We start from the raw sequence: 13,783 nt of genomic DNA on the forward strand, positions 1-13,783 counted from the left end.
ACACGCGTCCGAAAGATTGACTGCCAACCCCGCCAACCCCAATACAAGGAAATCGCTCCCGCATGCCCGCTGTACGCATCGCCCGCCTGCGCAGGGAATGGAACCTGCAGAAGGTGCGCGCGCTTTCCCGCTACGCGCTACGCCGCGCCGCCGAGGACCGTCTGCCGCAGGTCTCGGCCAGTCTGACGTTTACCACCGTACTGGCCGTGGTGCCCGTGCTCACGGTCGCGTTCGCGCTGCTCGCGGCGTTTCCGATGTTCCGCGACTTCCGCGGCCAGATCGAGGCCTTCCTGTTCCAGAATCTGATTCCGGGCGGCAATATCAGCGACTCGGTGTCGCGCTATATCGGCCAGTTCGCCAAGAGCGCGCGCGGGTTGACCGCGCTGGGTCTGGTCGGGCTGATGCTTACGTCCGTGCTGACGATGTTGACGGTGGAGGACGCGCTCAACGCGATCTGGCGCGTCAAGCGCCGCCGGCCGTTCGCGCAGCGTGTGCTGGTGTTCTGGGCCGTGCTGACGCTTGGGCCCGTGCTGATTGGCGCGAGCCTGTCGATCAGCTCGTACCTGATCTCGATCTCGGCCGGCTATGTCAGCACGATGCCGTTCGGCGTGGGACTGCTAGTAGGTCTCACACCGGTGCTGCTGTCGGCCGTCGCGTTCGCGTTCCTGTACATGGCGGTGCCCTACGCGTACGTGGAATGGCGCGATGCGATCGCGGCCGGTCTGGTGGCCGCCGTCGCGTTCGAAATCGCCAAACGTGGTTTTGGCTACTTCATTACGCATATCCCGACCTACACCGCGGTGTACGGCACGTTCGCGGTGTTGCCGCTGTTCCTGCTGTGGATGTATGTGAGCTGGCTCGTCACGCTGCTCGGCGCGACCATCGCCGCCAATCTGCCGGTGATCCGGCAGGGCTACTGGCGCCGCCGCTCGTTCGCGGGCAGCGAGTTCTTCGACGCGCTCGGCGTGCTGTACCTGCTGTACCGCGCCCGCGACGAGGTGCCGCGCAGCGTGGGCGAACTCGACATGGGCCGTAAGCTAAGGGTGGAGGCGGACTACCTTGCCAGTCTGCTGGGCAAGCTCAAGGGCCTGCACCTGATCGGCAAGCTCCAGCAGGAACGCGGTCAGGCGCACTGGGCGCTGCTGTGCGATCCCTCGCAGGTAACGCTACGCGTGCTGCACGACCGCCTGGTGCTGAACCTCGCGCGGCTTCCGCGCACCGCGCTGGCGCACCAGATGCAGGGCGTGGACCGCCTGCGCGGCATCCTCGACAACCCCCAGCTGAACCAGCCGCTGGAGGTCGTGTTCCGTCAGCAGGAGGAAGGCAAGCCAGTGCTGGAGGTGGTGCCACCGGGCTGGCACGGCCAGATTTAACTTGCATGAGCGGCTACGCCGCTCGCCCTCACCCCCGGCCCCTCTCCCGCAGGGAGAGGGGAGCAAACAATAGGTAAGTTTGAATTCACCCTCTCCCCCGACCCCTCTCCCTGAGGGAGAGGGGAGAACACCGGGCGCAGACCGCGCGCATACCGCTGGTTCGCTCCCTGAGCTTGGGGGAGAGAGCGGAGCACCGATGGCGCAGGACCGTGGCGCAGACCGCGCCTATGCCGCCGGTTTGCTCCCCTCTCCCTTAGGGGAGAGGGGCCGGGGGAGTGGGGTATCAAATCCCTATTGTTTTGATTTGCTCCCCTCTCCCCCGGGGAGAGGGGCCGGGGGAGAGGGCACTTTCCTTGCAAAGGCCGCCAACGCATCCAGCACCTCATCCGGCCGCTCCCCCATCAACGCATGCCCGCAAGGCACCGTGACCAGCGTCGCGTCGGCCATCCGCGCGGCCAGTGCCTGCGCGGCCTTCGGCGATGTCATCTGATCCTTCGTCCCCGTCACGAACAACGCCGGACACGACACGCCAGCCGCCGCCTCCTCGCCATGCGCATAGGCGTTGCACGCCGTGAAATCGGTATGAAACACATGCGCATCCGGATTGCGCCGCGCCACGCGTTCCATCAGCCGTTGGCTGCCACCATGCATCCACGCCCCGGGCCCGGGCGAAGATGGCTTGTTGGCAAGGCTCGATAACGACCACTGCGTGACCATCGCAATGGCTTCCGGCTCGCGATGTAGCGCGGCGTCGAGCAGCGCCTCGGAAACCTTCATCGGATACGCGGTCGCCAGCAAACCAATCCCACGCACCGCCCCCGCATGCCGCGCCGCGCATTCCAAAGCGATCAGCGACCCCATGCTGTGGCCAAACACCAGCGCCGGCGCAGTGACGCCCGCCGCGGCGACCAGCGCCATGACCCAATCCGCCATCGCCTCGACCGTGGTCAACGGCGCCCCCGCGCTGCGATGATGCCCCGGCAGATCCACCGCAAGCACCGAGAACCCATGATTGGCAAACCAGCGCGTCTGCAACCCCCAGACGCTGTGATCGTTCTGCGCCCCGTGCACGAACACGGCACAGGGCAGGGTGGCGTTGAACGGCTTGCCACCGGTATAGGCATAGGCATTCTGGCCCTGAACGGTGAGTTCCATCAGCGGCCTCCCTTAGCACCCGCGCCCATCGCGCGCTCGGCGGCCTTGAGGCCGCGCTTGAGATCGTCGATCAGATCGTCCGGATCCTCGAGCCCGATCGACAACCGGATCGTCCCTTCGCCAATCCCCGCCGCCTTGAGCGCGGCCGCATCCATGCGGAAGTGTGTGGTGGAAGCAGGATGAATCACCAGCGAACGCGCATCGCCCACATTGGCCAGGTGCGAGAACAACGACAGGCTTTCGATAAACCGCTGCCCCGCCACGCGATCCGCGCGCAGGTTGAAGCTGAACACCGCGCCGCAACCGCGCGGCAGCAATCGCCTGGCCAGCGCATGGTCCGGATGCGACTCCAGCTCCGGATAGGCCACCGCCTCGACCATCGGATGCGCGGCGAGAAACGCCACCACGCGGCGCGTGTTGTCGACATGGCGCGCCATCCGCAGCGGCAGCGTCTCGATGCCCTGCAGCAGCTGCCACGCCGCCATCGGATTCATCGCCGCGCCAAAATCGCGCAGTCCCTCACGCCGCGCGCGCAACAGGAACGGTGCCACCGTGCTCTCCTCGGTGAACACCATATTGTGGAACCCCGCATACGGCTCGGAGAGTTCGGGAAAGCGCCCCGACGCATCAAAGTCGAACGTGCCACCTTCCACCAGCACCCCACCAATCGTCGTGCCATGCCCACCCAGAAACTTGGTCGCCGAGTGATAGACCATGCCGGCACCATGGTCGAACGGACGCAGCAGATAGGGCGTGGTGAACGTGGAGTCCACCAGCAGCGGAATCCGATGATCCTGCCCAAGCTGCGCCACGGTCTCGATATCGAGCACATCCAGCCCCGGGTTGCCGAGCGTCTCGCCAAACAGCAGCCGCGTCTCGGGCCGGATTGCCGCACGCCACGCGTCGATATCGCGCGGATCGACGAACGTGGTCTCGATGCCAAAGCGGCGCATCGTGTAGTGCAACAGGTTGTGCGAGCCGCCATAGAGCGCCGACGACGCCACGATATGCGACCCCGCCCCCATCAGCGTGGCCACCGCCAGATGCAACGCCGCCTGCCCCGAGGCCGTGCCGATCGCCCCCGCGCCGCCCTCGAGCGCGGCCACGCGCTCCTCGAACACCGCCACGGTCGGGTTTGAAATACGCGAATACACGTGTCCCGCGCGCTCCATATTGAACAGCGAGGCCGCGTGCTCGCTGTCGCGAAACACAAACGAGGTGGTCAGATGGATCGGTGTGGCACGGGCCCCGGTGGCGGGGTCCGGCGCGGCGCCAGCATGCAGCGTCAGCGTATCGAAGCGGGTTCCGGACATGGGTGTCTCGCTAGTGGTTGTCTCCGGTGGGCATCCTAGCACCGGCGTACGGCGGCGCCATCGAGGGAAACGCGCACGTCGCACGTGGACGCACATCTGGAAGCGCAGTCTGGAAGGAATGCTCGCTTTACTTGATCGCCCGGTTTGGGCTAGCATCGCCGCATCGGACGGGCCTTTGCCGGCTTTTCCAGTGCATTTGCAAACAAACACGAACAAATCGATACAACGCTGCCTGCCGGCAGCCGCGGAGACCGTCATGAAAGTCAGCGACATCCTTCAGATCAAGGGCAACACCTTGTACACCGTCAATCCGGACACGTCGCTGCTGGAAGCGGTCAACACCATGGCCGAGCACGATATCGGCTCGGTGGTGATCATGGAGTACGGCGAGCTGGTCGGCATGCTGACCTTCCGCGAGATCATCGAGACCCTGGCGAAGAATGACGGCACAGTCGGCACGCACAGCCTGCGCAAGATCATGGACGACGCGCCGCTGACCTGCACGCCCGAGACCGACGTCAATGAAGTGCGCCGCATGATGCTGGAGCGCCACACGCGCTATCTGCCGGTGCTCGACAACCGTACACTGATGGGCGTGATCTCGTTCTATGACGTCGCCAAGGCGGTGGTCGAGGAACAGAGCTTCGAGAACAAGATGCTCAAGGCGTATATTCGCGACTGGCCGGAAGAGCGGCCAGAGGAGCGCTCGGACGAGCGGACCGCGCAGCCTTAAGCCCCCGCCTCGCCCCGCGCCGCGCCGCCAGGGAGGGCGGCGCCCGCGCCCGTCCCCGCGCATCATACGAAGCCATCCAGAAAGCCATCGATGAGCCAACATAGTCAGTTCCGCCTGCTGGGTCTGCGGCGGTTTGCCCCGTTCTTCTGGACGCAGTTCCTCGGGGCGATGAACGACAACGTCTTCAAGGTCGCGTTCACGTCGCTGGTGACGTATCACACCGCGTTGTTCGAGGGCGTCGATGCCCACTCCGCCGCCTTCCTGATTTCCGCGATCTTTATTTTGCCGTTCGTGCTGTTCTCGGCCACAAGCGGGCAGATCGCCGACAAGATCGAGAAATCGCGCCTGATCCGGCTGGTCAAATCGCTCGAGATCGCCATCATGCTGCTCGGCCTGGCCGGGTTCTACTGGCACAGTGCGCCAATCCTCTACACCGGCACGTTCCTGATGGGCCTGCACTCGACGCTGTTCGGGCCGGTCAAGTTCGCGTACCTGCCGCAGCATCTGGACCAGACCGAACTGGTCGGCGGCAACGGGCTCGTGGAAATGGGCACGTTCGTGGCGATCCTGTTCGGCACCATCATCGGCGGCGAGCTCGCCGGTCTGTCGAGCGGTGGCGAGATTGTCGGACCGCTCTACGTCGGCATCGTTTGCGTGATGCTGGCCATTGCCGGCCGCATCGTATCGCGCGGCGTACCGGATTCGCCCGCGCCGCAACCGGACCTGCGCATCAACTGGAACCCGTTCACCGAGACGTGGCGCAACCTGATGCTCGCGCGCGAGCGCCGCGTGGTGTTCCTGAGCCTGCTCGGCATTTCGTGGCTGTGGTTCCTCGGTGCCACCTTCCTGACCTCGTTCTTCAGCTTTGCCAAGGATGTGCTCGGCGGCGATCAGAACGTGGTCACGCTACTGCTTGCGGTGTTCTCGATCGGTATCGGCTTTGGCTCGCTGCTGTGCGAGCGGCTCTCGAGCCGGCATGTGGAAATCGGCCTGGTGCCGTTCGGCTCGATCGGCATGACGGTATTCGCGGTGGATCTGTACCTGGCCACGCATGGGGAAAGCGCGGCCGGCACGCTGACTGGCATTGGCGGTTTTATCGCGGCGCCGGGCCACTGGCGCGTGCTGATCGACCTATTTGGCGTGGCGATGTTCGGCGGCTTCTACAGCGTGCCGCTCTATGCATTGATCCAAAGCCGCTGCGCGCCCACGCACCGCGCGCGCATCATCGCGGCCAACAACATCCTGAACAGCTTCTTCATGATCGCGGCCTCGCTGCTCGGCGTGGTGCTCACGTCCGCGGGCTACACGATTCCGCAGTTGTTTCTCGTGGTCGGCCTGCTCAACGCGGTGGTCGCGATCTACATCTACACGCTGGTGCCGGAATTCCTGCTGCGCTTTATCGCCTGGATTCTGGTGCACACGATCTATCGTCTGCGCCGCATCAATGCCGAGAACATTCCCGACGAAGGTCCCGCGGTGCTCGTATGCAACCACGTGAGCTTTGCCGACGCGGTGGTGCTGATGGCCGCGAGCCCGCGCCCGGTGCGCTTCGTGATGGACCACCGCATCTTCAAGATCCCATTCCTGTCGTGGTTCTTCCGTCAGGCGCGCGCGATTCCGATCGCCCCGGCGCACGAGAACGCGGAGATGCTCAAGCGCGCATACGACGCCGTGGCGGAGGCGCTGGAGGAGGGCGACCTCGTCTGCATCTTCCCGGAAGGCAAGATCACGGCCACCGGCGACCTCAATCCGTTCAAGGGCGGCGTGCAGCAGATCATCCGGCGCACGCCGGTACCGGTGGTGCCGATGGCGCTGCGCGGCCTGTGGGGCAGCTTCTTCTCGCGCAAGGACGGTCCCGCGATGTCGCGGCCGTTCCGGCGCGGTATCCAGAGCAAGCTGGAACTGGTCGTCGGCACGCCGGTGCCGCCCGACGAGGTCACGGCAGAGGGGTTGAGGCAGACCGTGGCGGCGTTGCGCGGCGAATGGCGCTAGTCACACGATCGCCAACCAATGATCCGATAACGCCTCGGCGAGCCAGACCGGGTAGCGAGTCACGAGTAGAGGGGAGAGGGAGAACACCATGATCACGCTCTACACGTTTGGCCCCGCGTTCGGGCTGCCCGATGCCAGCCCGTTCGTCACCAAGGCTGAGCTGCTGCTCAAGCTCTCGGGCCTGCCGTACGAGACCCGGCGCGGCAGCCTGCGGCGCGCGCCCAAGGGCAAGCTGCCGTATCTCGACGACACCGGCCGCATCATCGCGGACTCCACGCTGATCCGGCTGTATCTCGAGAAGACCTATCACATCGACTTCGATGAGGGCCTGGACGCCGCGCAGCGCGGCACCGCCTGGGCTATCGAGAAGCTGATGGAAGACAACCTGTACTGGGTGGTGGCGCGCGTGCGCTGGCTCGATCGCGAGAACTTCGAGCGCGGGCCCGCGCAGTACTTCCGCCGCGTGCCGGCGCCGGTGCGCGGCCTCGTCGAACGGCTGGTGCGGCGCAAGGTCCGGCAGATGCTGTGGAGCCAGGGTGCCGGACGCTATACCGATGACGAACTGGTGGCACTCGCCAACCACAGTGTGGGCGCGATCGCCGATGTCCTTGGCGATCGACGCTATCTGATGGGCGATCGGCCGTGCGGCGCGGACGCCACGTTGTTTGCGTTTGCGGGCGCGTTGATGTCGCCAGTGTTCGAGACGCCGATCCGCACCGCGGCCGAGGCGCGGCCCAATCTGGTGGCCTATATCGCGCGCATGCGGCGCGAGTTCTATCCCGACTTCGCGTTTCCCGCCGCGGCAACTGCAACTGCCACAACTGCCGCCTTGCCCGGTCCCGGTATCGCGGCCGCCTCGGTGGGTAACGCGGGCGCCGATGTCGCGGAGGCCGCCGATGCCGCCGCCACGCCGATCGCCGCGCAAAATAGCCGTACAATGTAGGCCGTTTTTGACTTCTCGGCGGTTTCGATCATGTCCGGCAATACCCTTGGCCTGCTGTTCACTGTCACCACGTTTGGCGAATCGCACGGTCCCGCCATCGGCGCCGTCGTGGACGGCTGCCCGCCGGGCCTGTCGCTGACCGAAGCCGACATCCAGGGCGACCTCGATCGCCGCAAGCCGGGCACCTCGCGCCACGTCACGCAGCGCAAGGAACCGGATCAGGTTGAGATCCTGTCGGGCGTGTTCGAAGGCAAGACCACCGGCACGCCGATCTGCCTGCTGATCCGCAACACCGACCAGCGCAGCAAGGACTACGGCAATATCGTCGAGACCTTCCGTCCCGGCCACGCCGACTACACCTACTGGCAAAAGTACGGCATCCGCGACTATCGCGGCGGCGGCCGTTCGTCGGCACGACTGACCGCGCCCGTGGTGGCCGCGGCGGCCATCGCCAAGAAATGGCTGCGCGAGCAGTACGGCACCGAGATCCGCGGCTATATGTCGGCGCTCGGTGAGGTGGAAGTGCCGTTCCTCGACTGGAAGCATGTGCCGGAGAATCCGTTCTTCGCGCCCAACGACGAGATCGTGCCCGAGCTCGAGACCTACATGGATGCGCTGCGCCATGACGGCGATTCGGTCGGCGCGCGCATCAACGTGGTGGCCAGCGGCGTACCGGTCGGCCTCGGCGAGCCGTTGTTCGACAAGCTCGATGCCGATATCGCGCACGCGATGATGGGGATCAACGCGGTCAAGGGCGTCGAGATCGGCGCGGGCTTCGACAGCGTCGCGCAGCGCGGCACCGTGCATGGCGACGAACTCACGCCCGAAGGCTTCAGTACCAACAACTCCGGTGGCGTGCTCGGCGGTATCTCCACCGGCCAGGACATCACGGTGTCGATTGCGATCAAGCCGACCTCGAGCATTCGTTCGCCGAAGGCGTCGATCGACAAGGCCGGCGCTCCGGCCACGGTCGAGACCTTCGGTCGTCACGATCCGTGCGTGGGCATCCGCGCCACGCCGATCGCTGAAGCCATGCTCGCGCTCGTGCTGATGGATCATGCGCTGCGTCATCGCGCGCAATGCGGCGACGTGCACGTGGACACCCCGCGCATTCCCGCGCAGTCTTGAGCACCGGCGGGAGCGAGCCAGCCGCGCAGACCGGCAATCGGACGGAAGGTCGGACCGGCATCGATACCGCCACCTATCTGCGCTTTGGGCTCTTCTACCTTGGCTACTACGGCTATGTAGGCGTCATCTCGCCCTACATCAGCCTGTATTTTTCCGGACGCGGTTTTTCTCCCGTACAGATCGGCGTGCTGATGGCCTGCTTTCAGGTCAGCCGCATCGTCGGCCCGTATCTGTGGGGCTGGCTGTCCGACGTCATGCACACACGCGTGCGCATCCTGCGGCTGACCTCGGTTTCCGCGCTGCTCGCGTTTCTGATCGTGCCCGGGGTCGAGACCTACGGCGGCATGATGGCGATGATGATCGGCCTCAACCTGATCACCAGCGCGATGTCACCGCTCGGCGATGCGCTAACCATCTCCACGCTGCGCCGCCACGGCGCGTTCGACCACCGCTATGGCCGCGTGCGCATGTTCGGCTCGGCCGGCTTTATCGGCGCGGTACTGCTGGGCGGCGCGCTGTTCGAGCACTACGGCATCCTCGCCTTTCCGTGGCTCGCGAGCGCGATGCTCGGTGTGTTTGCCCTGGTGGTGCTGGGCATGCGCGATGCCAACGACGACGGCCCACGCGTGCGCCCACCACCAGCCTTGCCGCTGCTGCGCCGCCCGGATGTCGCCTGGTTCCTGGCGTCGGCGCTGCTGATGATGTTCGCGCATGCGGCGCTCTACGTGTTCTATTCGCTGTACCTCGAGCAACTCGGCTACAGCAAGCTCGCCATCGGTGTGATGTGGACCATCGGCGTGGTGGCGGAGATCGTGTTCTTCTTCTATCAGGGCCGCCTGTTCTCGCACTTCTCGCTACGCGCGATTCTCGCCGGCACCTTCGTGCTCGCGGCGATACGCTTCGGCCTGACCGGTTATCTGGGGCAATTGGTATGGCTGATGGCCGTGGTGCAGATTCTCCACGCCGCCACCTTTGCCGCGCACCACAGCGCAAGCCTCAAGCGCCTGCAACACTGGTTCGCGGGCCCGCTGCAGGGCAGGGGGCAGGCACTATACACGGGGATTTCGTACGGCGTGGGCGGCACGCTCGGCGGCCTGACCATGGGCTGGACGTGGAAAACGCTGGCCCCCATGCACACCTTCGGCCTGGCGGCCATCGCCGCACTGCTCGGCGCCGGCTGTGCATGGATGAGCTTCCGCAAGGACGACTAAGGTTTTCTCGCCGCTTCGTCAAACCAACCCAGCCACCCGCTCCGCAATCGCCAGCGACGACGTCAGCCCCGGCGACTCGATCCCAAACAGGTTCACCAGCCCCGGTACCCCATGCACCGCGGGGCCATCGATGCGGAAGTCGGCCGCCACCTCCGTAGGGCCGCTGATCTTCGGCCGAATCCCGGCATACCCCGGCTGCAGCGCCCCATCCGCGAGCCCCGGCCAGTAGCGCCGCACCTCGGCATAGAACCCATCCGCATCATGTGGCGGCACGCTGTACTCGATCTCGTCGATCCATCGCACGTTGGGACCAAACCGTGCCTGGCCACCGAGGTCGAGTGTCAGATGCACGCCCAACCCCGCCGCTTCCGGCACCGGATAGATCAACCGCGAAAACGGCGCGCGCCCCGCCAGCGTGAAATAGCACCCTTTGGCGTAAAACTGCGGCGGCACGTGCTCGCGCGGCACGCCCGCGATGCGGCGCGCCAGATCTGGCGCGGTCAACCCCGCCGAATTGATGACCGTACGCGCCAGCAGCGTGGTCGTGCCCTCGCCGCCAACCTCGAGCCGAATCCCCTCCGCGGTCACCGCGCCCGACAACACCGGCGACTGCACCGCCAGCATCGCCCCCGCGCCTTCGGCATCGCCGAGCAACGCCGTCATCAGCCCATGGCTGTCGATAATTCCCGTCGAAGGGGAGAGCAGCGCCGCCTCGCATTCGAGTTGTGGCTCCAGCGCGCGCGCCTCATCGCGTGACAGCAGTTGCAGATCGTGCACGCCGTTCGCCGCCGCCTTGGCACGAATGCCTTCGAGCGTGGCCACCTGCGCGGCACTGGTGGCCACGATCAGCTTGCCGCAGCGCCGATGCTCGACGTGGTGGCTCTCGCAAAAATCGTAGAGCATCGCCTTGCCCCGCACGCAAAGCTCGGCCTTGAGCGAGCCCGCCGGATAGTAGATGCCCGCGTGAATCACCTCGCTATTGCGCGCGCTCGTGATCGTGCCAAACGCGTTCTCGGCCTCGAGCACAATCACCTCGCGCCCCTGCAGCGCCAACGCGCGTGCCACCGCGAGTCCCACCACGCCGGCGCCGATGACGACGCAATCCACCTGTTCCATCTGATGCTCCTTGATAACGATCAGGATAGGGCGAGCCCCATGCGCGACGCGGCAGCGGCCAGATGCGCCTGCGCGGCAGCGCGCGCGGCATCGGCATCGCCCGCCACGATCGCCGCGACCAGCGCCGCGTGCTCGGCATCGGCCGCGCGCGGCGCGCCAGTGCGGGCCGACAGCCGCGCACTGTTTTCCCACGCCCGCTGCCGCGCCAGCAGCAACTGTTGACTCACGAAATCGGTCAGGCCCGTAAAGCACGGGTTATGCGCGGCCGCCGCAATCGCGTGATGAAACGCCACATCGGCCGCCGCCGCGCTCGCGAAGTCCAGCGCATGCGCCTGCATCGCGCCAAGCGCTGCGCGAATCGTCGCGATATCGGCAGCCGTGCGCCGCCGCGCGGCCATCTCCGCGCAGGCCACTTCCACCACGCGCCGCAGTTCGAACAGCTGTTCGAGCGAGGGCCCGCCGTCCGGCGCACTGGCAACCCGCCAGACCTGCCCGCCGGGCGTCTCGGAGACATACGCGCCCGACCCCTTGCGGGTCACAAGCACGCCATCGGCCTTGAGCAAGGCAATCGCTTCGCGCACGATCGGCCGGCTCACGCCAAACGCCTCGGCCAGCCCCGCTTCGGCAGGCAGCCGTGCGCCAGCGGCAAAGCGCCCCGCGGCGATTTCGTCGCGCAGGGTCTGGGCAATGCGGCTTGGCAGCGAGGCCGGGCGGGAAAGCGGTTCCATCGATATGTCAGGCTGTCTGACAGATTTTTGATGTGGCGATTGTGGGCGAGTCGCAACGGCGCGTCAAGCCAAACACCGCGATCCCCCGAAAATGGGGGGTCAAACGGGGGTCAAGGTTGTCTTCAAACGGTCGATAGCAGATAAATACATCAGGCCGGCAGGAAACCGCCGGCCTGCTCGTGACACCTGCGCATGAAGTTGGAGGAAATCGGTCGGATGAGATCGATCTCATTCAGCCTCTCATGGAGACGCCCGCCATGATCCAGCTTTCCCCTCAAGACCTGCCGGTTGGCCAGCCCCTGCCATGGTCGCTGCTCGACGGCGATGGCAACCTGATGCTCGGCAGCGGTTGCGTAATTCCCGACAAGCGCGACCTCGCGCTCGTGTTCCGACACGGTACGGTGTGCCGTCCGGAAGAACAGTCCGAAGCCGAGAACGACCCGATCAGCCCACGCGGCCGCCTGAGCGCGGGCCCGCTCGGTCTGCAGGTCGGCACGCTGCTGCACGTCAAACTGCCGGGCGAGAGCTCGCGCGCGGCAGCCAGCCGGTTGATCGGCTTTATCGATCAGGGCCTGTTCGTGACCTGGCCCAGCCTCGGCGGCCGCGAACTGGGCGTCCAGGCCGGCGAGACGCTGCTGCTGCGCGGCTTCTCGGGGCAGGCGATCCATAGCTTCACCTCGACCATCACGGCGGCATGCCGCAGCCCGTTTCGCTATCTGGTGCTGTCTTCGCCCGCGGAAACCGAACATACGCCGGTGCGTAGCGCCGCGCGCGTCCCGACGCGGCTGGCGGCCTACCTCGTGCCCGATGGCCCCGGCGATGGCGATACGGAAGAATCGATCGACGGTCTCGTCGCCAGCGGCATGGCGCGGCTTGGCCTGCTGTCGGACCTCAGTACCGGTGGCGCGTTGATCCAGACTTCGGCCCCGGGCCTCGCCATCGGCAGCCGCATCCGGCTACGTTTCCGTTTGCGTACCGCCTCGATCGACAGCGACATTACGCTCAACGCGCAGGTGCGTGGCGCGCCGGCAGGCAGCGACGACGCCGAATTCCCGGCATGCGGCGTCGCCTTCGACGCGCTCGGCGAGCGCGAGCTGACATTGCTGCAGTGTTTTATCTACGAGCAGTTGCTGAGCAGCACGCGCATGACGGTGTAGGGCGTGGGATCTTCATAACTCGTCGTGCGCCTCGGGTGTAAAGCCGGCCTCGCGCATCGCTTCCGCCTTGACGCGCAGGCTCATGCCGACCCTGATCGAACGGAAATCGGTCTTCTCTGCCGCAACCGCGCTCATGTGATGGATCGAGGCAATGATGCCGTTGTGCACGGTGTCCTTGCCGAACGGATCAAGCAGCGTCGATGGTGCCTGCATGCTATCCACGATCAGGATGTGGTTGCGCCCGTCGGGATCGCTCTGAATCACGTAGTGCACGATGCTGACCGGCACCGTGTCGACGTATGCCACGGCGGCAAACAGTTGCCGAGAGCCATCCCCTGCCTCCTCACGCATCTCGCGCGCTCGATGCAGCCATCGGTCGAGCATGGCCTCCGGCGTGCACCCCAGGTGCCGCGTCCGGATGCTCCATGACAGCCAATGCATCGCCCCCGCATCTTCGCGAGCCTCGCGCAGCTGTGCCATCCAAGCCTCGAGGATCGGTGAAACGATTTCGCTGGCCGGCCGCGATGGCGCCGCGCCGCCCGAATCGAAACGGAAACGAATGGCATAGCGGAACTGGCGCCGTGCGCGAACATCGGACCGGTGCAGCCCATCGCCATCGCGTATCCACGTGGAGGGCGCCGGCGGCGCGACGATCCACTGTTCCGGCGTCACCTCCCGCGTGCGATAGCCCTCGAGCGGCAGGTAGTACCACGCTGGCGCCAGTTCAGTGGTGGTCGATGCACCTTCGCAGGCGAGCGGCCCCGTTGAAGCGTCCGGCTCGTCCGAAGGCTGGGCCGCCGGCTGGCAGGGCGTATCGAGAAAGTACTGGCTGGCCGTATGCACGTGCGCGCTGCAGGCGGGTGCAGCGGCAAGGACGGAGTCGCCCGTAGCCATGGTGGCGATGAGCCTTGCGACCAGTACTGCGAATCGACTC

The 13,783-nt window shown here is 66.0% G+C and carries 10 protein-coding genes and 2 pseudogenes; 7 read left to right on the forward strand and 5 right to left on the reverse strand.

Annotation, left to right across the window (positions count from 1 at the left end; all coding sequences use genetic code 11):
* The first annotated feature begins 62 nt into the window (after window positions 1-62).
* Entirely contained in the window at window positions 63-1,373 is a 1,311-nt protein-coding gene (locus tag LDO41_RS19170) for a YihY family inner membrane protein (RefSeq protein WP_223991074.1), read from the forward strand.
* 291 nt (window positions 1,374-1,664) lie between these two features.
* Here LDO41_RS19170 and LDO41_RS19175 read toward each other — a convergent pair whose 3' ends face one another.
* Together LDO41_RS19175 and LDO41_RS19180 are read right to left on the reverse strand one after the other, a co-directional pair.
* Window positions 1,665-2,528, reverse strand: a complete 864-nt coding sequence (locus tag LDO41_RS19175) for an alpha/beta fold hydrolase (RefSeq protein WP_223991076.1) — start codon at window positions 2,526-2,528, stop codon at window positions 1,665-1,667.
* Window positions 2,528-3,841 carry an O-acetylhomoserine aminocarboxypropyltransferase gene (locus tag LDO41_RS19180; protein ID WP_223991078.1) on the reverse strand — a complete coding sequence of 438 codons (1,314 nt, stop codon included), beginning with the start codon at window positions 3,839-3,841 and terminating at the stop codon, window positions 2,528-2,530. Before LDO41_RS19180 ends, LDO41_RS19175 begins: the two co-directional genes overlap by 1 nt.
* Window positions 3,842-4,097: 256 nt before the next feature.
* Here LDO41_RS19180 and LDO41_RS19185 point away from each other — a divergent pair, with 256 nt between their 5' ends.
* From LDO41_RS19185 to LDO41_RS19205, 5 genes and pseudogenes are all read left to right on the forward strand, one after another.
* A complete protein-coding gene (locus LDO41_RS19185; protein ID WP_223991080.1) occupies window positions 4,098-4,574 on the forward strand; it encodes a CBS domain-containing protein in 477 nt (158 codons plus the stop codon).
* A 90-nt stretch (window positions 4,575-4,664) separates the two neighbouring features.
* Complete coding sequence (locus LDO41_RS19190) at window positions 4,665-6,566, forward strand: MFS transporter (RefSeq protein WP_223991082.1); 1,902 nt, start codon at window positions 4,665-4,667, stop codon at window positions 6,564-6,566.
* Between the two features lie 88 nt (window positions 6,567-6,654).
* A pseudogene (locus LDO41_RS19195) lies at window positions 6,655-7,371 on the forward strand (glutathione S-transferase C-terminal domain-containing protein); the annotation flags it as partial.
* A 168-nt stretch (window positions 7,372-7,539) separates the two neighbouring features.
* Entirely contained in the window at window positions 7,540-8,637 is a 1,098-nt protein-coding gene (gene aroC / locus LDO41_RS19200) for a chorismate synthase (protein WP_223991084.1), read from the forward strand.
* Window positions 8,589-9,939, forward strand: a pseudogene (locus LDO41_RS19205) (MFS transporter); the annotation flags it as partial. The gene aroC and the pseudogene LDO41_RS19205, both read left to right, overlap by 49 nt.
* Here the strand turns inward: LDO41_RS19205 and LDO41_RS19210 are convergent.
* Together LDO41_RS19210 and LDO41_RS19215 are read right to left on the reverse strand one after the other, a co-directional pair.
* On the reverse strand, window positions 9,867-10,964 hold the full coding sequence (locus LDO41_RS19210; protein ID WP_223991088.1) for an NAD(P)/FAD-dependent oxidoreductase: 1,098 nt from the start codon (window positions 10,962-10,964) through the stop codon (window positions 9,867-9,869). The pseudogene LDO41_RS19205 and the gene LDO41_RS19210 sit on opposite strands and share 73 nt — an antisense overlap.
* A 20-nt stretch (window positions 10,965-10,984) precedes the next feature.
* Window positions 10,985-11,692 carry a FadR/GntR family transcriptional regulator gene (locus LDO41_RS19215; protein ID WP_223991089.1) on the reverse strand — a complete coding sequence of 236 codons (708 nt, stop codon included), beginning with the start codon at window positions 11,690-11,692 and terminating at the stop codon, window positions 10,985-10,987.
* Between the two features lie 257 nt (window positions 11,693-11,949).
* Between LDO41_RS19215 and LDO41_RS19220 the strand changes: the two genes are divergently transcribed.
* On the forward strand, window positions 11,950-12,849 hold the full coding sequence (locus tag LDO41_RS19220; protein ID WP_223991091.1) for a flagellar brake protein: 900 nt from the start codon (window positions 11,950-11,952) through the stop codon (window positions 12,847-12,849).
* 12 nt (window positions 12,850-12,861) lie between these two features.
* Here LDO41_RS19220 and LDO41_RS19225 read toward each other — a convergent pair whose 3' ends face one another.
* A complete protein-coding gene (locus tag LDO41_RS19225) occupies window positions 12,862-13,743 on the reverse strand; it encodes a hypothetical protein (protein WP_223991093.1) in 882 nt (293 codons plus the stop codon).
* Window positions 13,744-13,783 lie beyond the last annotated feature (40 nt).

The organism is Cupriavidus pampae (genome assembly GCF_914271485.1).
Classification (GTDB): Bacteria; Pseudomonadota; Gammaproteobacteria; order Burkholderiales; family Burkholderiaceae; genus Cupriavidus; species Cupriavidus pampae.